Genomic DNA, 24,182 nt, shown 5'->3' on the forward strand with positions numbered 1-24,182 from the left:
CTTTGCCTCAGTTCGCGGGCGTCGAGGCCAGGCCGGCCTTGCCCTCGGCGGCGACCCGTTCGGACTTGATCTGGTCCAGCGTCTTCTGAGCGGCGGCGATCTTGGCCGGGTCGCCGGCCTCGCGGGCCAGGCCCAGCTGCTCGGTGGCCTCCATCTCGCGCACGACCAGCAGGTGCGAGTCGTCGGCGGGCTTGAAGCCGCCGATGCTGAGCTTCTTCAGATAGCCGCGCTGCTGCTCGGCCTGGGGCGTGTCGCCTTGCGCGTAGGTCAGGAAAAACTGGCGCAGCTTTTCCTTGATGGCGGGATCGAGGTCCTTGCGCCACACGATCGGGTCCTCGGGCAGGGTCGGCGACTGCCAGATGATCCGGACCTTGTCGGTGACGCCCTCGCCGCGCGCCTTCGAAAGGCCGATGGCAGTCGAGTTGTTGGTCCCCGCGTCCAGCTTGCCGTTGGCCACCGCGAACAGGTTGGCCTGGTGATTGGCGCTGATCACGGTCTTGAAGCAGTCCTCCGGCTTCTTGTTGGCCGGGATGAACACGTAGGTCATCGGCGCCAGGGTGCCCGAGGTCGACTTCTTGTCGCCGATGCCGAAGTTCAGCGACTTGTCGCACTTCAAGAGGTCCTGGACGGACTGGATCTTGCTGTCGGCCGGCACGATGATGACCGAGCGATAGCCGTCGGTGCCCGACGGATCGAAGGTGCGGGCGAAGACCTCGCCGTTCGAGCGACGCACGGCCTCCAGGCCCGACTGATTGGAGAACCAGCCCACGTCGGTCTGCTTGGCGCCCATGGCCACGATCAGCGACGAGTAGTTGGACGAGAAGAACGGCTTCACCTTGAGGCCGGTCTGCTTTTCCATGTCGGCCAGGATGGGCTTCCAGTAGCTCTCCATGTTCTGGGCCGACTCGGTCGACAGGATCGAGAAGGTGATCGTGTCCTTGGCGGCGGGCGTCTGCGGGGCCTTGCCGCACGAGGCGAGAGCCAGGGCCGACAAGCCCAAGGCCGAAAATTTGGCGGCGATCACGAGGGCCGAACGACGGTCGATCATTGCGGGGCTCCTTCCCAGAACACGTCCTCGAATTCCGGGCCGTAGATGTCGATGAGTTTTTCGCGGTTCAGGCCGGTCGCCGGGCCGTCATAGACCTTGTGGCCGGCCTTCAGGGCCACGACCCGGTCGCAGTAGCGAAGGGCGTAGTCCACCTGGTGCAGGGTTACGACGACGGTCAAGCCGTCGGTTTGATTCAGGTCACGGAGAATCTCCATGACCTTGCGCGCCGAGACCGGATCCAGCGAGGCGACAGGCTCGTCGGCCAGGATGATCTTGGCCTTCTGCACGAGGGCCCGGGCGATGGCGCCGCGCTGCTGCTGGCCGCCCGACAGGGTGTTGGCGCGCTGGGCGGCGTAGTCGGCGACGCCGACGCGGGCCAGGGCGGCCATGGCGGCCTCCCGCGTCTCCTTGGGCCAGGCGCCGAACAGGCCGCGGAGGACGGGAATGCGCCCCAGCGAACCCAGGGCGACGTTGCTGAACAGCGACAGCCGCCCCACGAGATTGAACTGCTGGGCGATGAAGCCGATGCGGACGCGCGCCTTGCGCACCTCGTTCGAAACCTTGCCCTTGGCCTGGACCGCCCCGCCGAAGGCCATGATGACGCCCTCGCCCCCATTCTCGTCGGGAGCGTCGATGGTCTGCAGGCCGTCGATCGACCGCAACAGGGTGGATTTGCCCGAGCCCGACGGGCCGATGAGCGCGATCATCTCGCCCCGAGCCACGTCGAGGGAGACGGCGTCCAGCGCGCGACGAGACCCGAAGGTCTTGGAGGCGGCGCGGATCGAGAGAACTGGGTCCGACGTCATGGTCGGGGCGAATCCTTAACGTGGTTTCACGGCTTGGGGAATGCGATCACCGGTTTGGGGCAGGTTCGCAATGAATTTGTGACAAGCCGATCCCCCAATCGCGTTTGGGCGACGCGGATCTTACGCGATCCGAGGCTCTATTTTTCGAGCGCGACCCGCGTTGGGGGGTCGAAACCGCCCGTGGTTTCAACCCACGCGCCGGAATGGATCAATTCGTCACGAAACTGAGCCGCGAAAGGGTCTTTACATCCCGGATCAATGCCCCTATTTCGCACGGCTCCGGCGGACCCGAAGTCCTCTAAACGCTGCTAACGCCGGCCTGGGTTTAACTTCCAACAGGGGGTTACGTGAATTGCGCACGTACCATTCGCCCCTGGACCTGGTCCGTGAGCGGTCACCGGAACGTCCCGTCGCACTCGTGCGGCCTGACGCGGTTTCCGTAGCTGCGCGCTGGTTCCAGTCCGAATTTAAAGGCGACGTCTTCTACGCGGTGAAGGCCAATCCTTCGCCGTGGGTGATCCGCGAGCTGGCGCAAGCCGGCGTGCGGTCCTTCGACGTCGCGTCGCTGAACGAGATCGAACTCGTGGCCGCCGAGGCCCCGGGCTCGCGCATGGCCTTCATGCACCCGGTCAAGAGCCGGGCGGCGATCGCCGCCGCCTATTTCGACCACGGCGTGAAGACCTTCTCGTTCGACACCCACGAAGAGCTGGCCAAGATCCTGGACTCCACCGGCCAGGCCAAGGACCTCAACCTGATCGTCCGCATGGGCGTGCAGGCTGAGGGCGCGGCCTACAGCCTGTCGGGCAAGTTCGGCGTCGAGATGCACAACGCCCCCGCCCTGATGCTGGCCGCCCGTCGCGCCACCCAGGACCTGATGGGCGTGTCGTTCCACGTCGGCAGCCAGTGCATGCGCCCGACGGCGTTCCAGGCGGCGATGGCCCAGGCCAGCCGCGCCCTGGTGCGCGCCGGCGTGCTGGCCGATGTCGTCGACGTCGGCGGCGGCTTCCCGTCGATCTATCCGGGCATGGTCCCGCCGGATCTCTCCGAATACCTGGCGGCCATCGACCGCGGCTTCGCCGAGATGATGGTCCACGAGACCACCGAGCTCTGGTGCGAGCCGGGCCGCGCCCTGGTGGCCGAGGCCTCGTCTCTGCTGGTCAAGGTCGAGCTGAAGAAGGGCGACGCGCTGTATCTGAACGACGGGTCGTACGGCTCGCTGTTCGACGCCGCGCACATGAAGTGGCCCTTCCCGGTGAAGCTGTACCGCAAGAACGGCCCAAATGCCGGCGAGCCGGTCGAAGAGGGCCTCAAGCCCTTCCGCTTCTACGGCCCGACCTGCGACAGCGTCGACCACATGCCCGGCCCCTTCTACCTGCCGGAAAGCGTCGACGAGGGCGACTACATCGAGATCGGCATGCTCGGCGCCTATGGCGTGGCCATGAACACCCGCTTCAACGGCTTCGGCGAGACCGACACCGTCGAGGTGCAGGACGCCCCGATGGCCTCGATGTACGGCCTGGCCAAGCGCTCGATCCCGGCGGTCCGCCAGGAGAACGAAGAGCGCAAGATCGTCCGCTTCTCGCGTCCCAAGGGCGCGGCCGGCAAGCGAAAGCGCCGTCGCTAAATCGACGCGGTTCGTTAGTAGACAGTTTTTGAGTTAAACCGCGCGCCGCGCTCGACGTTATGAGACGTCGAGCGCGGTTCGTATTTTCCGCTCCCTCCGGTCGCTCCGTCCCGGGGAAGAGCTTGTTCCAACGACGGGCGTCCAAAGTCAGGGAAACCGAAGCGATGAACGCTCCCGTTCCGAACACCAAGGCCGAACTCCTCCAGACGGTCGTCGAGCACGTCGACATCACGTCCTTCGACGCGCGTCCGATCATCGACTCGATGCGCAAGATGTCGTTCAGCTCGCGCGACACCGCCCGCGCGGCCGACATCTTCAACATGGCCCTGGCCGACAAGGGCTGCTCGACCTGGCTGATCCTGGCGGGCTCGACCTCGGCCGGCGGCTGCATGCACGTCTACCGCGACATGGTGAAGAACGGCATGATCGACGCCGTGGTCGCCACCGGCGCCAGCATCGTCGACATGGACTTCTTCGAAGCCCTCGGCTTCAAGCACTACCAAGCCGCCGGCCCGGTCGACGACAACGTCCTGCGCGACAACTACATCGACCGCATCTACGACACCTATATCGACGAGGAAGAGCTCCAGAACTGCGATCACACGATCCTGGAGATCTGCAACCGCCTGGAGCCGCGCGCCTATTCCTCGCGCGAGTTCATCTGGGAGATGGGCAAGTGGCTGTCGGAAGGCAACGCCAAGAAGCAGGGCTCGCTGATCCAGACCGCCTACGAGGAAGGCGTGCCGATCTTCTGCCCGGCCTTCGTCGACAGCTCGGCCGGTTTCGGTCTGGTCAAGCACCAGAAGGAAAAGATCGCCGCCAAGCAGCCCTACCTGATGATCGACGCGGTCGCCGACTTCCGTGAACTGACGGACGTCAAGATCGCGGCCGGCACCACGGGCCTGTTCATGGTCGGCGGCGGCGTTCCCAAGAACTTCGCCCAGGACACCGTCGTCTGCGCCGAGATCCTCGGCGTCGAGGCCGACATGCACAAGTACGCCATCCAGATCACGGTGGCCGACGTGCGCGACGGCGCCTGCTCGTCGTCGACGCTGAAGGAAGCCGCCTCGTGGGGAAAGGTCTCGACCACCTACGAGCAGATGGTGTTCGCCGAAGCCACCACGGTGGTGCCGCTGATCGCCAGCGACGCCTACTGGCGCAAGGCCTGGGAAGGCCGTGAAAAGCCGCGCTGGAACAAGCTGTTCGGCAAGTAGGCTTGATCACCCCCTTCTTGATTGAATGGGTCTGAAAATGCAGGGTCCCCGGAAGCGATTCCGGGGACCTTTTTCATGCGCGCATCTTGGCTAGCCGGCCTCGCCCTCCTGGCTCTGACGGGCTGCGCCACGCTGAGCGGCGACGCGGGGACCTATCCGCGCTACCTGCCCAAGAGCGCGTTCGACGCCCGCGACCACGTCCCGCCGCCGCCGGCCAAGGGCTCGCCCCAGGCGGAGAAGGATCGCCAGATCTTCCTGACCACCCGAGCCCTGAAGGACTCGCCCCGTTGGTCCCTGGCCCAGGCGGACAACGCCGAGGAGAAGATCCTCGACTCCTACGCCTGCGCCCTGGGCTACACGCCGACCCGCGAGACCAACCCCAAGCTGGCGGCGATGATGCTGCGCATGAGCCGCGACGTCCGCTCGGCCGTGGCGGGGCCGAAGCTCAAGTACATGCGGCCCAGGCCCTATCTTTCCGAGAACGCCCCCATCTGCATCAAGCCGGGCTTTGGCTTCCGCTTCTCGCCGGACTATCCGTCCGGCCACGCCACCTGGGGCTGGACGGTCGGCCTGCTGCTGTCGGAGGTCGCCCCCGACCGCGCCAACCCCATCCTGGCCCGCGCCCGCGCCTATGGCGAAAGCCGGGTGATCTGCGGCGTCCACAACGCCAGCAGCGTCGAGGCCGGCAAGCGCAACGCCGAGACGCTGTTCGCCGCGCTCTGGAGCTCGGACTCATTCAAGGCCGACCTGGCGGCCGTCCGGGCCGAGTCCGACGAGGTCCGCGCCAAGGCCGGCCCCCTCGACCCGGCCCGCTGCACGACCGAGGCGAACCTAGTCGGCGCGCCTCTATTCTAGACGCCGTGCGAGGCCAAGGTTGCGCGGGCGCGCCCGGCCCTCTACCTCTTGGGCATGGCCCACGGCGCTTCCTGCGATCACGACCACCACAACCACGGCGTCGCCGGGGCGGCCCTGACGGCCGAGCTCGAAGCGGCCGAAGCCCGCTGTTCTGCCGCCGACCAGCGGCTGACGGCGCCCCGCCGTCGCGTGCTGGAACTGCTCCTACAGGCCGGCCAGCCCGTGAAGGCGTATGACCTGATCTCGACCTTTGGCGGCGAAGGCCCGCCGGCCAAGCCGCCGACCGTCTATCGCGCCCTCGACTTCCTGGAGAAGCAGGGCTTCGCGCACCGGATCGAGAGCCTCAACGCCTATGTCGCCTGCCGCAAGGAGGCCGACGGCCACGCCGCCGCCTTCCTGATCTGCGACTGCTGCGGCGCGACCCGCGAGATCGAGCCCAAGGCCAGCGCCGAGATCATCGCCGCCGGGGCCGCGGCCGGCTACGCCCTGACCGGCGTGACCATCGAGGCCCACGGCCTCTGCGCCGACTGCAAGGGCTGAGCGGAACAACCGCGCCCGCCCCCTGTTCTCCTTGGGTCCCCTTGGAGAACGACCATGTCCGAGCAACCCAACACCGACGGCCGCGAGGCCAACGAGGCCGAACCGCTGGGCGACTTCACCGCGCTAGGCGGCAAGGGCAGCGTCAAGAAGACCGGCGAGAAGTCGCGGACGAGCGCGGGGCCTGATGGTCCGGACGGCGCGGCGTTCGGCGACACCTTCAAGAAGCCGACCACGCCGGGCAAGCTGAAGGCCTGAACGGTCCTGGACCACCAGACAGGCTCTAGCCAAGCTCGTCCCAGCCGCTAGACTCGAACGGCTGTTCACCGCTGCTTGAGACCCGCCATGACGACCGCAGAGCCGCTTCCTGGCGTCGAGATTTGGCGCGGCGGCGTGAATACGTGGGACTGCGACGAGATGGGGCACATGAACGTGCGCCACTACGTTGTTCGCGCTCAGGAGGGCCTGATCGGCCTGGCTGCGGAACTCGGCTTGCCCCAGGCCTTCTCGCCGCACGCCAACGCCACCTTGCTGGTCAAGGAGCACCACATCCGCTTCCTGCGCGAGGCCCACGCCGGCGCTCCCCTGGCCATGCTGGGCGGGGTGATCGAGATGGGCGAGACCGAGGCGCGGCTGCTGCAACTCTTGATCCATCCGGCCTCCGGCGAACTGGCCGCCACCTTCCAGACCACCGTCGTCCACGCCACGCCGCGCGAGGGCCAGCCCTTCCCCTGGCCCCGGATCGCCCGCGAACGCGCCGAGGCCCTGAAGGTCGAGGTCCCTGAGAAGGCGCGGGCGCGGAGCCTCGATCTTTCGCCGTTCACGCCCACCGCCAGCCTGGCCCGCGCCGACGCCCTGAAGCTCTCGCGCATCGGTCTGGGCGGCCTGTTGCCCACCGATTGCGACGTATACGGACGTATGCGCGCCGAGCAGTTCATCGGCCGGGTCTCGGATGGTATCGGCGCCTTCATCCATCCCTTCCGCGACCTCGTCGTCGAGCACGCGGAGCACAGGCCGACCCGGATGGGCGGGGCCGTCCTGGAATACCGGATCGCCTATCTGTCCTGGCCCAGGATCGGCGACCGGATCGACATCCGCTCCGGCCTCGTCGGGACCGACGCGCGCACCATGCGGGTGGTCCATTGGATGCTCGATCCCGCCACCGGCGAGCCTTGGGGGACTTCCGAGGCCGTGGCCATCACCTTCGACCTCGACGCCCGCAAGGTCGTGCCGGTCAGCGACGCGGCCCGCGCGGCCTTGGCCCGGCACGAGGTCGCGGGGCTGGCGCTTTAGCGCCCTACCCCGTCGCCATCTCGAACAGCGCGTCGCGCGCCAGGTCCGGGCGCTCCATCGGCAGGAAGTGGCTGGTCCCCGGCACGGTCTCGATCCGCGTGTCGCGGCCCCGTCGCGCGAAGCCTGGACCCGCGTGGCAGGTCGAATGCTTCTCGGCCTTCAGGATAAGCACCGGCGCCGCGGCCCGCCGAATCGCGCGCCAAGGATCGTGCGCCTGGGCGGCGTAGTTCGAGGCCTCCCAGGCCGGGGCGCAGGCCAGCTCGACCTTGCCGTCGGCCCGCTCGGCGAAACCGCCGGCCACGTAGTCGGCCAACATGGTCTCCGGCCAGGTCTTGAAGGCGCCCCGTCCCTTGTAGGCGTCGAACGCGGCCTCGCGGTCGTCGAACACCGCGCGGCGGCGCAGGGCCGCCTGGACCAAGGGCATGCGCCGCCACATCCGGCCCGAGGTCCACGGCGCCTTGGCGTACAGCATGCCCAGCCAGGGCATGATGACGGGATCCATCAGGACGAGGCCCTTGACCCGGTCGGGCCGCTCGGCGGCGGTCAGCAGGCTGACGGTGCCGCCCATCGAATGGCCGGCCAGCACCACCGGCGGGCCGTCCAGCGCGTCCAGCAGGGCGATCAGGTCGTCGCGCAGGTCGCGCCACGAGCGTCGCCCCTCAGGATTGGCCGGGAGGGTCGTCTCGCCATGGCCGCGCTGGTCGATCGCCAGGATGCGCAGTCCGGCCGCCAACGGCGACAGCAGCGTTCGGTAGGTCTGGGCGTTGAAGCCGTTGGCGTGGACGAAGACGATGTCGATCGGCCGGTCGGTCGGGCCAAACTCCAGGCCCGCGATCTCGCCGCCGGCTACGGGCGTGGCGCGCTTGCGCGGTTCGCGAAAGACGGCCGCGTCCATCGGCGGGCTCCTGTGATCGACGGAGGACTAAGGTAGGCTCGCGATCGGCGCGCGTCCATGGAGAGGCGAGAGATGAACAGATTGGCGACGATCGGCTACGAAACCGACACCCAAGGCGGGCTGATCCAGCGGCTCAAGGCGGCCGACGTGGAGCTGGTCGTCGACGTCCGGGCCGTGGCCAGCTCGCGCAAGGCCGGCTTCTCCAAGACCCTGCTGGGAAACAGCCTGAAGGCGGAGGGCGTCGACTACCTGCATCTGCGCGCGCTCGGCACGCCCAAGGCCGGCCGTGACGCCGCGCGGGCCGGGCGGACCGACGAGATGCGGCGGATCTTCGATGCGCACCTCGAGGCGCCCGAGGCCCAGCTGGCCCTCGCCCAGGCCACCGACCTGGCCAAGGACAAGCGGATCGCCCTCCTCTGCTACGAGGACGATCCCAACTGCTGCCACCGCCAGATCGTCGCCAACCACATCCGCGCGACGCTGAAATGCGAGGTCGTGAACCTCTAGGCCTGGGTCAGCCGCCACTCGCCCCCCGCGTCGCGGCAAGCGCTGTAGCGCTGGCTGGAGGTGCCCTGACCGCCGCCGGACATCGAGGCGTCGATGACGCGGCAGCTGGCCACGGTCTGCCCAGCGGGCCGCACCAGGGAGGCGGCCGCGTAGCCGACGGCCTCGCCGCCGCGCCCCACCAGCACCCAACCGCCGGCCGGAACCAGGCCCAGCGCGTCGAAGCTTTCGCCCGCCGCCAGCTTGCCGATCGTCGCGGTCCGGGTCGACGGGCCCGCGCGCAGGTTGGTCGAACCGGCGGCGGCATAGGCCCCGCCGGCCGCTTCGTAGCTGGGCAGGGTTTGGACGCCCGAGGCGAAGCGCAGGCCGCGGCTGTCCACCGGCGGCCCATAGCTGGACGACAGCACGCTGACCCGGCCCGAATGGCCGGTGCGCTTGTTGTACCAGGTCTGGGCGACGCCTGTTTCCAGGGCCTTCTTGGTCGCCTGCTCGGCGAGGGCCGCGTCGGTCGACTGCATGCGGCAGCCGATGTACGAGCCCGCCGCGGCGCCCGCCGCCGCGCCCAGCAGCGTGCCCAAGGTCTTTTCGTTCTTGGCCAGGTTGCGGCCCAGGAGGGCGCCGGCCGCCGCGCCGATCAGGGCGCCGCCCTCCTGCTTCTTGCCCGAGCCGTCGCAGGAAAAGAGGCCGCCCAGCGGCCTGGACTGGGCGAGCGCCGGGGCCGGGGCCGCCGCCAAGCTCGACGCCGTCAGCACGGCGGTCGCCAGGGCCAGGGGGATCTTGCGCGCTTTCATGTCTTCGCCTCTTCCGTCAGGTCATCGTTGTCGCGGCCCGCCGGCCGGCCGATAGTCTCGGCCAGCAAAAAAGGGAGGTCGGCATGGGCAGCCACGATCAGGTCGAATATAGCTGTTTCAAGGTCGAGATCGAAGACGGCGTCGCGCATATCCAGCTCAAGCGCCCCGAGGCCATGAACACCATGACCCGGCCGTTCTGGAACGAGCTGCCGGCCATCGTTCGCGACATCGACGACAACGCTCGCGCCCGCTGCATCGTCATCTCCTCGACCGGCAAGCACTTCAGCGCCGGCATGGACCTGTCGGTGTTCACCGACGACGAGGGCGTCACCGTCCGCCAGGACGCCGACCGCTGGGTGGCGGCCGAGAGCTTCCGCCGCTTCGTCCACCACCTGCAGGAGACCTTCAGCTGCCTGGACAAGGCCCGCATGCCCGTGATCGTCGCCATCCAGGGCGGCTGCATCGGCGGGGCCGTCGACTTCGTCAGCGCCTGCGATATCCGCTACGCCAGCGCCGACGCCTTCTTCCAGATTCAAGAGATCAACATCGGCATGACCGCCGACGTCGGCACCTTCCCCCGCCTATGCAAGCTGATCCCCGAGGGCTGGGTGCGCGAGCTGGCCTATGCCGGCCGCCGCCTGCCGGCCGCGCGGGCGCGCGAGATCGGCCTGGTCAACGAGGTGTTCGACACCCACGAGGCGCTGGTCGACCACGCGCTCTCCACCGCCCGCGAGATCGCCGGCAAGTCGCCCCTGGCCGTCGCCGGCAGCAAGGTGATGATCAACTACGCCCGCGACCACTCGATCGCCGACGCCCTCGACTACATCGCCACCTGGCAGACGGGCATGTTCTCCGGCCCCCACATGGCCGAGGCCTTCACCGCCAAGGCCCAGAAGCGCGAGCCAATCTATCCGGACCTGCTGCCGCTGAAGAAGACGATGTGAGGGTGATGTGAAACCCTCTCCCAGAGGGAGAGGGCGGGGCCCGCCGCGAAGCGGTGGGAGGGTGAGGGGCTTCGGAGCTGGCCGGAGTGGGCTGGGACCGAGCCGTGCGCGACCGCCAGATTCAGCCGTCAGCCTGATTACCGCTCCCGACCATCGGCGACAGCAAGGCCTATCCCCCTTGGCGGGAGATATGTTGGCGTTCCTTCTCCCCGGAGAAGGAGCCCTCCTTACATCTCACGGCGAGACGATCGCAGGGCTGATCAGGTCACTCAAGGACCGCCCTTCGGGCGGCCGCCGCGCGGCGACGCGGAGCGTCGTCCTTGACTGACCTGATCAGCCCTGCACGCTACAGCCTCCAAGAGATGTAAGGTTCGCACCGACCTCAAGAGGTCGGCTGTCGACCCTTAGCGGACGGTTGGAAAATCCTCCCCCCAGAGGGGGAGGAGGCCGAAGGCCGGAGGGGGAAGTCCTGCCGAGCCGGCTTCTTCCCCCTCCGGCCTTCGGCCTCCTCCCCCGCTGGGGGGGGATCTGGTCCGACTTCCACCCTTCTCAGTCCTTCGGAACGTCCGCTCCAAGGTCACTCCGCGGCGGCGGCGAAACCCCTCACCCTCCCATCGCCGCGCGATGGGCCCCGCCCTCTCCCGACGGGAGAGGGTTTCAGCCGCGTCAGCCCGCGTACGTGAATGCCATCGGCGTATCCGCCGCCGGCAGGCAGCTGCGGTCCACCGGCTTCGTCGGGTCCTGGAAGAAGCCGCGGATCATCTTGCGGACGCAGGGGCTGCTGCGCGAGACGCCGTGGGTGGCATTGGTGACGATGACGACCTGCGAGCCCTGATAGCCCTTCGACGCGGCCTTGGTCAGCTCCGGCGGGCAGCCGGGGTCGATCTCGGCCGCCAGGAACAGGGTCGGGATGGCGGTCTTGACCGGCGCCTGCTCGGCCTTGGAGATCGGACCCACATCGATGGCGGCGCAGACGTCGTGGATGCGTTGCATCGAGGCGACCATCAGGCGGGCGACCGGGTCGTTCTCCGTGCCCTTGGCGACGTCGGCGCGGGCCTCGAACGGGATCTCCTCCTTGCACAGGTGGGTCATGAACTGGCCCTCGCTGTAGTAGTCGCGGCTCTCGACGAACTCCTGAACCGGCGAGACGTCGCCCTGGATGATCTTCCAGAGGTCGCGCGGCAGCACGCCGGCGGTGAAGTAGCTGGCGTCCATCAGATAGCCGCCCAGGTCGTCGGCCGTGTAGGTCTTGCCGTTGATGGTCTGGGGCCCGGCCAACCAGCGCTCGGCGACGGCCGCGAGCTTGGCCTTCAGGTCGGGATAGCGCTGGGCGCATTCGGCCACGACCGCGCACTTGGCCATGACGATGTCGATCGAGGTCGAGACCATGGCCGGGCCGCCGACGGTCCAGTCGGCCTCGGGCGGCCAGGGCGAATCCTGCACCACCGCCCGCACGCCCTGCGGCGCATGGGTCTGGATGGCCGCCTCGATGCGGGTGCCGTACGAGCCGCCGAACAGGTCGATCAGCGGCAACTTCAGCACCTGGCGCAGGTCCTGGACGTCCTTGGCCACCTCGACAGCGTTGTAGCGCGACAGGTTCACACCCTTGGCCTGGAAGGCCTTCAGGCAGGCGACGATGCCGTTCTTGTCTTTATCGGAAGGCGGCCCGGCGTCGGTCAGGTTGGTCCCGGGGCAGTCGAGATTTGGGCTGGACTGGCCGCCGCCGCGCTGGTCGATGAAGATCCAGTCCTGATCGACCGCGACGTACTCGCGCGCGGCCTTGCTCTTCAGCATCCGAGGCAGGTTTCCAAGGGCCGAGCCGCCGGGGCCGCCATGCAGATAGACTACCGGCGGCAGGCCGGGCTTGGGCGCGGAGGCCTTGACGATGGCGACCGCCACGCTGATCCGGCGGCTCTTGGGATCGCCCCGCGTCTCGTCGACGATCAGGTTTCCGCACTGGACCTTGAGATCGACGCCCTTGTAGTCGCCGACGCAGGCCGCGGGCTTGAACTGGGGCGCGGCGGCGTGGGCCGCGCCGCCAAGGCCGGCGCCAAAGCCAAAGACGGCAAGTACGCCGGCGGCGGGGATCCAGGACAGGCGCGGCATCGAAAAGCTCCCGAGGTTCGACGCGCATCAACACCGAGGTCGAAGCGCGCCGCAAGGCTTCCTTTAAGGCGGCTAGAACCGATAGGCGACCGAGACGAACGCCGCCGGCTGGGTCGGATCGACCACGATGGGGCTCTTCTTGGCGTCGCCGCGCAGGCTGCTCACCGCGCCCGTCGCGCCCAGGGTCACCTTGTCGTTCAAACGATAGCTGGCGGTGAGCGAGGCCGAGACGTCCTTGAGGCCGCCGCCGGGGCGATAGGCGGCCAGGCCCGAGGCGGTCGCCTGGTGCGCGTCGATCCCGAAATAGGCCCGGTTGTACGCGCCGTCCGCCCAGGTCGCCGACGCGCTGGGGATCAGGGTCAGGCGCGCGGACGCTCGGACGGGCATGGCGAGGCTGGCGTCGACCAGGGTTCCGTCGACGTCGCCGGTCAGCGCCCGGGTCGCGCTCAGCCCGGCCACGAGCCCGCCCAGGCGAGCCTCCGCGAAGATCCGCGCGCCCGCGCCGCCCGACAGCCGGCCAACGCCCTGGGGCGCGTCGCGACGCCGATAGCCCGGCACGTAGGTGACGCCCGCGCCGACGCTGACGGCCTGGCCTTGCAGGAGGGTCGCGCCGACGCCCTTGCGCGTGTTGACGAAGTAGCGGCCGTACTTGAGATCCAGCACCGGGAACGGGACCAGGCGATAGTCGTCCGCGCCCTGGTAGGCCGGCGCATAGACACCAGCCACGCCGACGACGGCGCGGTTCTGGTCGCGATCCTGGGCGAGCGCCGGCGCGGCCAAGGCGACGATCAGGCAGGACAGGGCGGCGGGCGTTACGGCGCGGATCATGATCGGGCGGCTCCGGTTTCGGGCGGCCTCCGCCGCGAGGGCAGAATGGCCACGTCCGTTGGCGGGATCATGTCAGTACGATCCCTGAAGCCTCTACGCGCGAGACGCGGTTTCAGACGCCGAAGATCGCCGGCAATTCCGCCCCGCTCAGATCCGTCCCGTCCAGCTTGGCGCGCGTGAGGTCGGCTTCGAGCAGGCGGACGCGCGGGGCGCTGGCGCCGCGCAGGTCGGCGCCACGCAGCACCGCGCGGGTCAGGTCGGTGCGCAGGACCCGCCCCTCGCCGATCTTCAGCGGGCCGAGCTTGGCGTTCGTGAGATCGGCGCGGGCCAGTTGGGCCCCCATCAGCCGCGCACCGCGCAGATCGGCCCCGCGCAGCTTGGCCCCGCGCAGGTCCGCGCCGACCAGGTTGGCGGCCTGCAGCTGCGCGCCCTCCAGATCCATGCCGAAGAACACCGCCTCGGGCGCGACCAGTCCGCTGAGGCGGCGCCCCTTCAGCCGCTTCAGCGGCCGGAAGTCGACGCCCCGCGCCTGGGCAGCCTTGCCCTCGGCGCCGTTGGATCGACAGAACAGTTCGTGGGCCTCGACCACCTCGTCGAGGGGCAGGTCGTCGATATAGATGAGCGGCGGCGGGGCCCGCAGGACCTCGGTCAGGTCGGCCGAGGTCAGGTCGGCCCCGCTGGTGTCCGTCCCCACCATCACGGCCCGGCGCAGCGAGACCTTGGTCATGTCGGCGCTTCGCAGATTGGCGCCAGAGAGGTCCGCGCCGTCCAGGCAGGCGTTGGACAGCTTGGCGCCTTGCAGACTGACATTGGAAAGGTCCGCGTCGGTGAAGTCGGCCTTGCGGGCGAAGGCGCCCGACATCTGGGCTCCGCTGAGATTGGCCCCGTGTAGCAGGGCGTGGTCGAGCTCGCCCGGACGCTTGGCGTGATCGAGAATCCGCAGGCCCTTGCTGTCGTCCTGAACGGCCGTGATCCCCTCGCGCAGGTCGCACCCCGAAAGGTCCGCGCCGCTCAGGTTGGAGCCGCGCAGGCACGCCCCGCGCATATCGGCGCGCGATAGATTGGCCTCGCGTAGATCCGCATCGCGCAGATCGGCGCCATAGAGCGTGGCGCGGACCAGCCGCGTTCCGCGCAGCGACGCCCCGCCCAGCAGGGCGCCGGTGAGGTCGGCCTCCGACAGCTCGGCGCCGTCCAGCTCGTAGTTGTTCAGATTGACGTAGGACAGCACCGCCCGCCGACCAGCCGGCAGTCCCTTGAGATAACGCCCGTGCGCCTCCACCGCCTCGCGCACCACGGAGGGGTGGAGATTACGGATCAGGCTGGGTCGGGAGGACGCCGGTCGCATCGCGCGGAGGGGTGCTTTTTTCGGAGATCGTTGAAATCCGAACATGGGCCCCGCAGCCTTAAGGCAAGGTTCAGAACCGCGACGAAAAGTCGCGTTTTCTACAGCCAGCCCTTGCGCTTGAACCAGAGGAACGAGGCGGAGGCGGCCAAGACCATCAGGGCCAGAGCCATCGGATAACCCTCGATCCAGCGCAGCTCGGGCATGTGCTCGAAGTTCATGCCGTAGATCCCCGCGATGAGGGTCGGCGGCAGGAAGATCACCGAGAACACCGAGAACATCTTGAAGATCGAATTCTGCTCGATGTTGATCAGGCCCAGCGCCGCGTCGAGCAGGAAGGTGATGTTGCCGGCCAGATAGCTGGAATGGTCGGTGATCGACTGCACGTCGCGCTGCAGCGACTTGAGGTGATCGCGCAGGTCGCGCTCGCCGTCGAACTGCTCGGCGAGGGCGGCGAAGCTGAGCAGGCGCGCCAGACTGACCAGGCTGTCCCGGGCCTTGGAATTGGTGTTCTGCGCGCGGCCCAGGCTCTTCAGAATGTCCTCGAACTCCGCGCCCCGCGGGCGGCGGAAGATGGTCCGCGACTGCACCTCGACCTCGGCCGCCTGCCGCTCGAGGATATCGGCGGTGCGGTCGATGATGGCGTCGAGCAGGCCCAGGAAGGTCTGGGGACCGTTGGGGCAGAGGCTGGGCTGGCGCTCGGCCTGGGCGGCGAACACCGCGAACGAGCGCGGCTCGACGTAGCGGATCGTGATCAGGCGCGCGCCCGTCAGGACGAAGGTCACCGGGGCGGCGGTCGGCAGGTCGCCGTCGGCGTTGACCAGCACCGTGGCGGTCATGAACGTGCCGCCGTCTTCCTGATAGAGGCGCGAGGAGGCCTCGATCTCGGACATCTCCTCGCGGGTGGGCAGCAGCAGACCGATCGACTGTTCGACGGCGACTTCCTCGGCGCGGGTGGGGTTGACCAGCTCGATCCAGACGGCGTCGGCGGGCACGCGCCAGTCCGGAGACAGGCCGCCCGCCTCGAAACCCGGCGCGCCGTGACGGAGGATTCTCAGCATGGACGCCGCCTCTGGAAGCGCGCGTCGGCGCCAGGGTCACGCGGACCTTGGCCAGACGCGTCGCGGGTCGGGTTTGCCCCGGCCCGCGTTCCAGGTCAACGCGGCGCGTTCTGCTTGTTGGCGTCGGTCGACGAAGAGCCGCCACCGGTGGCGGCCTCGATCAGAGCGGCGATACGGTCGGTCGAGTCGGCGGCCTGGCTGATGATGTCCAGCGGCGAGGCGCGAACCGACGAAGCCACCTGATTGGCGGCCTGCTTGGCGGCCGACACGACGGCGTTCTGGGCCATGGCGATCTTGCTGGTCGCCATGGCGATCTTCATCGCCTGGGCGTCCTGATAGATGAAGCCATTGGTCGGATAGACCGTGGTGCCGAGATCGCGGATCGGGTCGTACCAGACCTTCACCTGGCTCCAGTCGCCATCCGCCGAGACGTCGACGACAGTGACGTCCTTTTCGATCTGGCCGCGATCGCCCTCGATGATCGACCAGTTGGCGTGGGTGACCTGGATGACCCGGTCGGTGAGCACCTGGCTCACGAAAGCGACATGGCCCAGGTTCATCCGGGCGGTCGGCTTGAAGGTCAGGACCGAGCCGATCTTCGGCACGGAGCCGGTTTCGTACTTGCCGGCCGCTTGCGACCACCAGGTGCGAGCGTCACCGAAAAGCTGAATGCCAGACATCAGGCGCGCGAAAGGAACGCACTGCCAGTAGCCGTCGGCGGTCGCGGCCGCCGGCGTCAGGCTGATCATGGCGGCAGCGGCCAGGGAACCCAGAAGGGCCCTCGTCCGTTTCCTCATGCTGTGGGTACTCCCCCGCGTTACTGGGTTAAGGGATAACCTTCCCATGGACGTGTGAAAAGAGTCTTTATGTCGCGGATGTCATTCGTGAGCGGAGCCATTTGACGCAGGGGCGGAAAGATCCGCGCGCTTGGGCGGGTCGATCGGCTCGACGTGGAGACGCCCACCACCAGCTTCCCCCGGGATGATCAAAATCAAGATCGGCGCGGTACTGCCCCCGTCATCTCCAGCGATATTGAACACGGCGCCACCGGTCCTCCCCACCGTGAGATCGCGATGCTCGGAAACCTGATGGACCGGAATATCATCTCATCGGCGCATCGCTTTATCTTGAAGACTTGAGATGAGGCGCCCCTTCGAAAATGGTCTAAAAAGCAGACGCCAGAGGCCGAAAAAACCACGTTGATCAACGCCTCGGCGCCGGCGCGAGGCGACACGGGCAAACGTGAAGAATCCTTGACAGCCAGTGGCGCGCGCGGCGCCGCCTTTTCTGCGCGCGCGCCCTCGACAAGAACCGCGTTCGCTCCCATTTGATAGAGTTACACGGCGTCGCGCGGGGAGGCGCGGCGCTCAAAATCCTCAGTGGGGACTGATGAACGAAATACTCAGCCTGCTCGCCGACCCAGCCGCCTGGGCCGCGTTGGTCACGCTTGTCGTCATGGAGGTCGTCCTCGGGATCGACAACCTCGTCTTCATCTCGATCCTGTCCAACAAGCTGCCGCCCGAGCACCGCCAGAAGGTGCGCCGGATCGGTATTTCCCTGGCGCTGATCATGCGCCTGGTGCTGCTGTCGACCATCGCCTTCATCGTCGGACTGACCGCCCCGGTCTTTAACCTGGGGATCGTCGGCCCGGTCGGATCGCATGGCGAACCAGGCTTCGAGACCGCCTTCTCGTGGCGCGATCTGATCCTGATCGCCGGCGGCGCCTTCCTGATCTGGAAGGCGACCAAGGAGATCCACCACACCGTGGATCCCGACAAGAGCGACGACATGCTGGAGAAGGACAAGAGCACGATCGTCATTTCGAACGTCGGCTCGGCCATCTTCCAGATCATCCTGCTGGACTTGGTGTTCTCGATCGACTCGATCCTGACCGCCGTCGGCATGACCGATCACCTGCCGATCATGGTCGTCGCGGTGGTGGTGGCCGTCACGGTGATGCTGCTGGCCGCCGATCCGCTGGCCAACTTCATCAACAACAACCCGACGGTCGTGATGTTGGCGCTCGGCTTCCTGCTGATGATCGGCACCGTGCTGATCGCCGAGGGCTTCGGCGCCCACGTGCCGAAGGGCTACATCTACACCGCCATGGCCTTCTCGGCGGGCGTCGAGGGCCTGAACATGCTGGCCCGCAAACGCGACGCCAAGAAAAGCGGATAGGCGGTTCAGAACACCAAAAGGCCCCCCGGGGAGACGATCCCCGGGGGGCCTTTTTCGTTTCGCGCCATGCGGCCAGAGACGCGGCGAAGCTTGGGGATCAGAGAAAGCTGTAGGGGTCGACGTCGATGACCACCCGCACCGAGTTGGGGATCTTCGCCCGCGCCCGCCAGGCGGCCATGAACCCCTGGAGATCCACGTTCCGCTCGGCCCGGACCAGAAAGCGCTTGCGACGGCGGCCGCGCACCAGGGACAGCGGCGCGTCGGCGGGGCCGAAGACCTCGACGCCCTCGGCGTTGGGGATCACCGCCGCCAGCGCGTCGACATAGGTTTCGAGCGCGGCCGCGTCCGGCCCCGAGGCGATCAGCGCCGCCAGACGCCCGAAGGGCGGCAGGCCGGCCTCCTGGCGCATGGCCATCTCGGCCTCGACGAAGGCGTCGCGATCCTGGGCGGCCAGGGCCAACATGACGGCATGGTCCGGCGCGTAGGTCTGCAAGAGCGCCCGCCCGGGCTTCTCGTGGCGCCCCGCGCGGCCGGCCGCCTGGGCCAGCAACTGAAAGGTCCGCTCGCCGGCGCGCAAGTCGCCGCCGCGCAGCGAGAGGTCGGCGTCGACCACCCCCACCAGGGTCAGGTTCGGGAAGTTGTGCCCCTTGGCCGCCGCCTGGGTCGCGACCAGGATATCGATCTCCCCCGCCGCCATGCTGGCGACCAGCGTCTTGGCGGCCTCGGCGTCCATCACCGTGTCGGACGAGAACACGGCCACCCGCGCATCGGGAAAGATATGCCGCGCCTCCTCCTCGACCCGCTCGACGCCGGGGCCGATCGAGACCAGGGAGTCCTTGGCCCCGCAGTGCGGACAAGCCTCGGGCTTCTTCATCGAGAAGCCCGTCAGGTGACAGACGAGGCGGCCAGTATAGCGGTGCTCGACCAGCCAGCTGTCGGTGTCGGGCGACTTCATCTTCTCGCCACAGGCCCGGCACAGGACAAGCGGGGCGTAGCCGCGCCGGTTCAGGAACAGCATGGCCTGCTCGCCGCGCTGCAAAGTCACGGCCATGGCCTTGATCAGCGGCGGCGACAGCCAGCGCCCCGGTTCCGGCGGCGTCTGGCGCATGTCGATCAGGTCGATATCGGGCAGTTGCGCCGCCCCGTGCCGCGCCGACAGCCTCAGCCAGCGATAGCGGCCGGTCTGGGCGTTGTAGAGGCTCTCCAGCGACGGCGTCGCCGAGGCCAGCAGGACGCTGGCCCCCTCGATCTTGGCGCGGGCCACGGCCAGGTCGCGGGCCTGGTAGATGAAGCCCTCCTCCTGCTTGAACGAGCCGTCGTGCTCCTCGTCCACGACCAGCAGGCGCAGCTTGCGGTACGGCAGGAACAGCGCCGAGCGCGCGCCGACGACGATCCGGGCGTCGCCGTTGGCGACGGCCTCCCAGACCTGGCGGCGGCGCGGCGGCGAGACGCCCGAATGCCACTCGGCCGGAACCGCCCCGAACCGCTGCTCGAAGCGCGCCATCACCGCCTGGGTCAGAGCGATCTCGGGCAGCAGCACCAGGACCTGCGCCTCGGGATCCTTCAGCGCCTCGGCCACGGCCTCCAGATAGACCTCGGTCTTGCCCGAGCCCGTCACCCCGTCCAGCAACGCCGCCTGGAAGCCGCCGTCGTTCAGCATCTCCTTCAGCACATCGACGCAGGCCGCTTGGCCGGGATTGAGCGCGCGTGGCGGCAAGGAGAGATCGGGCTGGGGCAGGCCACGCTCGGGCTCGACGAAATCGACCGCCAACGCGCCCTCGTCGACCAGGCCTTTCACGACGCCGGCCGAGACGCCCGCCGCCGAGGCCAGGGCCGAGCCGGACAGTTTCACGCCCTCGGCGGCGGCCAGAACCTTCAACCGCGCCGGCGTCATCCGGGCGGGCTGGACACCGGTCAGAACCAGCACCTTGTCGGGCTTGGGTGGCGGATGGCGCAGGCCGCGCAGGGCCATGGCCAAGGGCCAGCCGGGCACGTCGACCGAATAGCGCGCCGCCCACTCGACAAAGGTCAGGACGCCCGGCGGCAGGGGCGGATCGGTCATCTTCTCCACGACCGCCTTCAGCGGCCGGTTGCCGCCGGTCCCGTCCCGCAGGGCCGTCACCACCCCCCGGATCACGCGCGGTCCCAGCGGCACGGCGACGTGATCGCCGACATTGAGGTCCAGCCCCTCCGGCTCGGCGTAGTCGAAGGCCTCGGGCAGGGGCATCGGCAGCAGGACGGAAGCGATACGCGGCATGGCCAGACGCTTCTGCCGCGAAACGCTCCCAAGGTCGAGAGCACCGCCGACCAGGGTCATCAAGACCCCGTTAACCGTCTTCAGGCTTCATCGGCCCTTCAGTTCACGAACCTCGAGACGCCCCATGAGCGACGCGACCCGCGCGGCCAAGAAGACGACGGTCGACGCCGAAAGCGTCAGGGCCTTTCTGCGCACCCAGCCGCAGTTCCTGCGCCAGGACGACGACCTGCTGGACGAGCTGGGCCTGAAGATCGACGCCAGCAACGTTCTGGACTTCGGTCCGGCCGCCCTGGCCAAGGTGGCGGCCGCCCACAAGCGCGAGGCCCTGGCCCGCCAGGCGATCGAGGCCAACGCGCGCGCCAACTATTCGGCCCAGGCCCAGACCCACGCCGCGGTGATCGACATGCTCGACGCCCGCAACCACTCCGACCTCGCCCGCCGTGTCGACGAGCTCTCGGTGCTGCGCTTCGGCCTCGCCGCCGGGATCGTCGCGCTGGAAGGCCCCAACCGCGTGCCCGCGGGCTGGCGCGCCCTGGCCGAGGGGCAGGCGGACATGCTGGTGGGCGACGCGCCGATCGCCCGCATGGGCTTCTTCGCCCCGGCCCTGCCTCTGTTCGGCGACAAGGCCGAGCTGATCCGCAGCATGGCCCTGGTGCGCATGGCCATCTGGGAGCCGCGCCGCGAGGCGGTGCTAGCCTTCGGCTCGACCGATCCCGAAGCCTTCATGCCCGACATGGGCACCGAGCTGGTCAACTTCCTGGGTCGCGTGGTCGAGCGCACGGCCGAGCGCTGGCCAGTCCTATGACCTCAAGCGTCAGGACTGGGCGCCAGGCTCTCGCCGCCTGGCTGGACCACCTGACGCTGGAGCGCCGGGCCTCGCCGCGCACGGTGCGGGCCTACGGCGACAACGTCCTGGCCTATCTGAACTTTCTGGAGAACCACCGGGGCGAGACGCTGAGCGTCGCCGCCCTCGGCGAGATTTCCACCGCCGACCTGCGCGGCTATCTGGCCTTCCGGCGCCAGGGCGAGAACGCGCTGGCGCCGCGCTCGATCTCGCAGGCCCTATCCTCGATCCGCGCCTTCCACCGCTATGTCGACCAGCGGCACGGCGTGGCCAACGCCGCCATCGGACTGGTGCGCGGCCCACGCCTGAAGATCGGCCTGCCTCGGCCCGTCTCGGAGGACCAGGCCCGCGACCTGATCGCCGAGGCCTCGGGCGACACCGAGCGCGAGCCCTGGGAGACCGCCCGCGACGAGGCGGTGCTGACGCTGCTGTGGGGTTGCGGGCTGCGGATCTCCGAGGCCTTGTCCCTGACCTGGAGCGACGTCCCGCTGGGGGCCGCGCTACGCATCACCGGCAAGGGCGGCAAGACCCGCATAGCTCCGGTTCTGGACGCGGTGCGCGAGGCGGTGGCCGTCTATGCCGACGAGCTGCCGTTCGTCCTGGGCCCCGACGAGCCGCTGTTCCGCGCCAAGCGCGGCGGACCGCTTTCGCCGCGCCACGTCCAGGGCCTTGTTCAGACCCTGCGGGGGCGCCTTGGCCTTTCGGACCGGGTGACGCCGCACGCCTTCCGCCACGCCTTCGCCACCCATCTGCTGGGCGCGGGCGCGGACCTGCGGACGATCCAGGAGCTGCTGGGTCACGCCTCGCTGTCGACCACCCAGCGCTACACCCAGGTCGACGCCGCCGGCCTGCTGGCCGCCTACCAGGCCGCGCATCCCAAGGCCTGAGAGGCCCGCGGCGCACTGCGACGGAGTGTCGCGCCAAGCCCTTGAGAAGACGAAATTAACCGCGATTTTACAGCCAGCCAAGCTTCTGGACGCGAGACACGCGCGCTCCGTCTCCCGGCAGCGCGGCCGTGGGAGGCCATCATGAAGTTCGACGACTTGAAGATTTCGACGAAAGTCGCCCTGCCCGCCGTCATTCTGACGTTGGTCGCCATGGCCATCGTCGGCCTAGGGGCCTGGGAGGCCCAGAGAATTGAAGCGGACCTCAAGCTGCTGGCGGAGCAACGCTCGCCAGCGGAACTGGCCTCCTCCCGCTTCAATCGTCGGATTCAGGCCATCGGCTACTCCGCGTATAGAACGGTGGCGTATGACGGCATGTCGACCGAGGCGCAGCAGGCCAGCGCCGAAATCGACAAGAACTACAAAGACGCCAAGGAACTGCTGGCTGAAATCAAGCAGCTGGAGCCTTCCTCGGCCAAGACGGTCGCCAGTTTCTCGGCGCGGCTGGAGAAAGTTTACACCAGCGCGCGCCAGGGCGCGGACCTGGGCCTGCAGAACGTCGATGAGGCGGCCATCATGGTGATGGCGGTGATCGACCCAGACATCGCCGCGCTGACCAAGGACGTCAGCCAATTCACCAACAGCCACAACGACGAGACCATGAAGATGGTCGCGAAGGCCTCGAAGACGGCTGAGGCCAGCACGATGTTCTCGATCCTGTTCGGCCTGATCGCCGCCGGCTCCGCGCTGGTGTTGGCCCTGTGGATCGGCTCGCGCAAGATCGCCGCCCCGCTGATCGCGACCTCCAAGACGATGGAAGTCCTGGCTAATGGCTCGGTGGACGTCGAGGTGAAGGGCGCGGACCGCAAGGACGAGGTCGGCGCCATGGCCCGCTCGGTCCAGGTGTTCAAGGACAACGCCGTGGCCCTGCGCACGGCCGAGGCCGCCCAGGCCCGCGCCAACGCCGAGGCCGAATCCGAGCGCCGCCGCAACCAGGAGATGGCCGAGGCCGCCGCCCAGGAGCAGGCCAAGGTCATGGAGATCATCGCCGAGGGCCTGAACCGCCTGGCCGAGGGCGACCTGACCTACCGCCTGGATCAGGAAATCCCCGAGAGCTACAAGCGCCTGCAGAGCGACTTCAACGGCGCCATCGTGCAGCTGGAAGAGACGATGCGCGCCATCGTCCACGCGGCTGGCGGCATCGGCGCGGGCTCGGACGAGATCGCCTCGGCCTCCGACGACCTGTCGCGCCGCACCGAGCAGCAGGCCGCCAGCCTGGAAGAGACCGCCGCCGCCCTCGACGAGATCACCGCCACGGTGCGCCGTTCGTCGGCCGGGGCCCAGGAAGCCGCCAAGGTCGTCGGCTCGACCCGCGGCGACGCCGAGCGCTCCAGCGTGGTCGTGCGCAACGCCGTCGAGGCCATGAACGAGATCGAGAAGTCGTCTCAGGAGATCAGCCAGATCATCGGCGTGATCGACGAGATCGCCTTCCAGACCAACCTGCTGGCGCTGAACGCCGGCGTCGAGGCCGCCCGCGCGGGTGAAGCCGGCCGCGGCTTCGCCGTCGTCGCCCAGGAAGTGCGGGCCCTGGCCCAACGCTCGGCCGACGCCGCCAAGGAGATCAAAACGCTGATCTCGACCTCCAGCCAGCAAGTGAACCAAGGCGTGAGCATGGTCGGCCAGACCGGCGAGGCTTTGCAGGCCATCGTCTCGAAGGTCGGCGAGATCGACGCCCTGGTCGGCGAGATCGCCTCTTCGGGCCAGGAGCAAGCCACCGGCCTCAACCAGGTCAACGCCGCCGTCAACCAGATGGACCAGACCGTCCAGCAGAACGCCGCCATGGTCGAGCAGTCGACCGCCGCCGCCCACTCGCTGAAGGGCGAGGCCGGCAACCTGCTGAAGATGATCGGCCGCTTCCGCGTCGGCGGCGCAGCGGTCGCCGCTCAGGCTTCCAGCGCGGGCTCGGCCCGCTCGGCCGCGCGCCCGGCCCCGGCTCCGGCCCCGGCCGCGCCGCGCTACACGCCGCCAGCCAAGGGTCCGGCCCCGGCCTCGACCAACAGCCGTCCGGGCCTCAACCCGGTGGCCGCCGCCCAGGCCAAGATCGCCAGCTTCGCCAAGAGCTCGGTCGCGCCGGCCGCTTCGTCCGAGGACTGGGAAGAATTCTAGGCTCC

The 24,182-nt window shown here is 68.6% G+C and carries 22 protein-coding genes; 12 read left to right on the plus strand and 10 right to left on the minus strand.

Translation table 11 applies throughout. The features are described from left to right. Window positions 1-7: 7 nt before the first annotated feature. Together phnD and phnC are read right to left on the minus strand one after the other, a co-directional pair. The gene (gene phnD, locus J2728_RS04465; RefSeq protein WP_309996888.1) at window positions 8-1,048 is read right to left on the minus strand and encodes a phosphate/phosphite/phosphonate ABC transporter substrate-binding protein; all 1,041 of its coding nucleotides are present in this window, start codon (window positions 1,046-1,048) and stop codon (window positions 8-10) included. Then, a complete protein-coding gene (gene phnC / locus J2728_RS04470; RefSeq protein ID WP_309996890.1) occupies window positions 1,045-1,854 on the minus strand; it encodes a phosphonate ABC transporter ATP-binding protein in 810 nt (269 codons plus the stop codon). The genes phnD and phnC overlap by 4 nt, the downstream gene beginning before the upstream one ends. Before the next feature lie 352 nt (window positions 1,855-2,206). Between phnC and J2728_RS04475 the strand changes: the two genes are divergently transcribed. From J2728_RS04475 to J2728_RS04500, 6 genes are all read left to right on the plus strand, one after another. Beyond that, window positions 2,207-3,478: a type III PLP-dependent enzyme gene (locus tag J2728_RS04475; RefSeq protein WP_309996893.1), complete on the plus strand. Its 1,272-nt coding sequence runs from the start codon at window positions 2,207-2,209 to the stop codon at window positions 3,476-3,478. Window positions 3,479-3,642: 164 nt separating this feature from the next. Then, a complete protein-coding gene (locus tag J2728_RS04480) occupies window positions 3,643-4,692 on the plus strand; it encodes a 1,9-bis(guanidino)-5-aza-nonane synthase (RefSeq protein WP_404979701.1) in 1,050 nt (349 codons plus the stop codon). 75 nt (window positions 4,693-4,767) lie between these two features. Further along, window positions 4,768-5,547: an acid phosphatase gene (locus J2728_RS04485; protein WP_309996897.1), complete on the plus strand. Its 780-nt coding sequence runs from the start codon at window positions 4,768-4,770 to the stop codon at window positions 5,545-5,547. Between the two features lie 54 nt (window positions 5,548-5,601). Further along, window positions 5,602-6,087: a Fur family transcriptional regulator gene (locus J2728_RS04490; RefSeq protein WP_309996899.1), complete on the plus strand. Its 486-nt coding sequence runs from the start codon at window positions 5,602-5,604 to the stop codon at window positions 6,085-6,087. 54 nt (window positions 6,088-6,141) lie between these two features. Continuing rightward, entirely contained in the window at window positions 6,142-6,342 is a 201-nt protein-coding gene (locus J2728_RS04495) for a hypothetical protein (RefSeq protein WP_309996902.1), read from the plus strand. 87 nt (window positions 6,343-6,429) lie between these two features. After that, window positions 6,430-7,377: a thioesterase family protein gene (locus J2728_RS04500; protein ID WP_309996904.1), complete on the plus strand. Its 948-nt coding sequence runs from the start codon at window positions 6,430-6,432 to the stop codon at window positions 7,375-7,377. A gap of 4 nt (window positions 7,378-7,381) precedes the next feature. Here the strand turns inward: J2728_RS04500 and J2728_RS04505 are convergent, their stop codons facing one another. Next, a complete protein-coding gene (locus tag J2728_RS04505) occupies window positions 7,382-8,272 on the minus strand; it encodes an alpha/beta fold hydrolase (protein ID WP_309996906.1) in 891 nt (296 codons plus the stop codon). A gap of 72 nt (window positions 8,273-8,344) precedes the next feature. Here J2728_RS04505 and J2728_RS04510 point away from each other — a divergent pair, with 72 nt between their 5' ends. Further along, the gene (locus J2728_RS04510) at window positions 8,345-8,779 is read left to right on the plus strand and encodes a DUF488 domain-containing protein (protein WP_309996908.1); all 435 of its coding nucleotides are present in this window, start codon (window positions 8,345-8,347) and stop codon (window positions 8,777-8,779) included. On the opposite strand, the gene J2728_RS04515 is transcribed toward J2728_RS04510, so the two are convergent. Continuing rightward, window positions 8,776-9,567, minus strand: a complete 792-nt coding sequence (locus J2728_RS04515; RefSeq protein ID WP_309996911.1) for a glycine zipper 2TM domain-containing protein — start codon at window positions 9,565-9,567, stop codon at window positions 8,776-8,778. The two genes, J2728_RS04510 and J2728_RS04515, sit on opposite strands and share 4 nt — an antisense overlap. Window positions 9,568-9,650: 83 nt before the next feature. Between J2728_RS04515 and J2728_RS04520 the strand changes: the two genes are divergently transcribed. Beyond that, on the plus strand, window positions 9,651-10,511 hold the full coding sequence (locus J2728_RS04520) for a crotonase/enoyl-CoA hydratase family protein (protein WP_309996913.1): 861 nt from the start codon (window positions 9,651-9,653) through the stop codon (window positions 10,509-10,511). 666 nt (window positions 10,512-11,177) lie between these two features. Here the strand turns inward: J2728_RS04520 and J2728_RS04525 are convergent. From J2728_RS04525 to J2728_RS04545, 5 genes are all read right to left on the minus strand, one after another. Further along, entirely contained in the window at window positions 11,178-12,617 is a 1,440-nt protein-coding gene (locus tag J2728_RS04525; RefSeq protein WP_309996915.1) for an alpha/beta hydrolase, read from the minus strand. 72 nt (window positions 12,618-12,689) lie between these two features. Beyond that, window positions 12,690-13,445 (minus strand): MipA/OmpV family protein, encoded by a 756-nt coding sequence (locus tag J2728_RS04530; RefSeq protein ID WP_309996917.1) that lies wholly within the window; start codon window positions 13,443-13,445, stop codon window positions 12,690-12,692. Window positions 13,446-13,557: 112 nt separating this feature from the next. Continuing rightward, entirely contained in the window at window positions 13,558-14,790 is a 1,233-nt protein-coding gene (locus tag J2728_RS04535; protein WP_404979702.1) for a pentapeptide repeat-containing protein, read from the minus strand. Between the two features lie 98 nt (window positions 14,791-14,888). Then, complete coding sequence (locus tag J2728_RS04540) at window positions 14,889-15,848, minus strand: magnesium transporter CorA family protein (protein WP_309996921.1); 960 nt, start codon at window positions 15,846-15,848, stop codon at window positions 14,889-14,891. Between the two features lie 95 nt (window positions 15,849-15,943). Next, a complete protein-coding gene (locus tag J2728_RS04545; RefSeq protein WP_309996923.1) occupies window positions 15,944-16,645 on the minus strand; it encodes a CHAP domain-containing protein in 702 nt (233 codons plus the stop codon). A 592-nt stretch (window positions 16,646-17,237) separates the two neighbouring features. On the opposite strand from J2728_RS04545, the gene J2728_RS04550 reads away from it, so the two are divergent. After that, a complete protein-coding gene (locus J2728_RS04550) occupies window positions 17,238-18,026 on the plus strand; it encodes a TerC family protein (protein WP_309996925.1) in 789 nt (262 codons plus the stop codon). Between the two features lie 97 nt (window positions 18,027-18,123). Here the strand turns inward: J2728_RS04550 and J2728_RS04555 are convergent, their stop codons facing one another. Continuing rightward, window positions 18,124-20,283, minus strand: a complete 2,160-nt coding sequence (locus J2728_RS04555) for a primosomal protein N' (RefSeq protein WP_309996928.1) — start codon at window positions 20,281-20,283, stop codon at window positions 18,124-18,126. A gap of 124 nt (window positions 20,284-20,407) precedes the next feature. On the opposite strand from J2728_RS04555, the gene J2728_RS04560 reads away from it, so the two are divergent. The 3 genes from J2728_RS04560 to J2728_RS04570 all read left to right on the plus strand — a co-directional run bounded on the left by J2728_RS04560 (window position 20,408) and on the right by J2728_RS04570 (window position 24,177). Further along, window positions 20,408-21,088, plus strand: a complete 681-nt coding sequence (locus tag J2728_RS04560) for a DUF484 family protein (RefSeq protein WP_309996930.1) — start codon at window positions 20,408-20,410, stop codon at window positions 21,086-21,088. Further along, window positions 21,085-22,014: a tyrosine recombinase XerC gene (locus J2728_RS04565; protein ID WP_309996932.1), complete on the plus strand. Its 930-nt coding sequence runs from the start codon at window positions 21,085-21,087 to the stop codon at window positions 22,012-22,014. Before J2728_RS04560 ends, J2728_RS04565 begins: the two co-directional genes overlap by 4 nt. A 141-nt stretch (window positions 22,015-22,155) precedes the next feature. After that, window positions 22,156-24,177: a methyl-accepting chemotaxis protein gene (locus J2728_RS04570; RefSeq protein WP_309996935.1), complete on the plus strand. Its 2,022-nt coding sequence runs from the start codon at window positions 22,156-22,158 to the stop codon at window positions 24,175-24,177. Window positions 24,178-24,182: the final 5 nt, after the last annotated feature.

Origin of the sequence: Caulobacter segnis (genome assembly GCF_031454995.1) — a bacterium.
Lineage (GTDB): Bacteria > Pseudomonadota > Alphaproteobacteria > Caulobacterales > Caulobacteraceae > Caulobacter > Caulobacter segnis_E.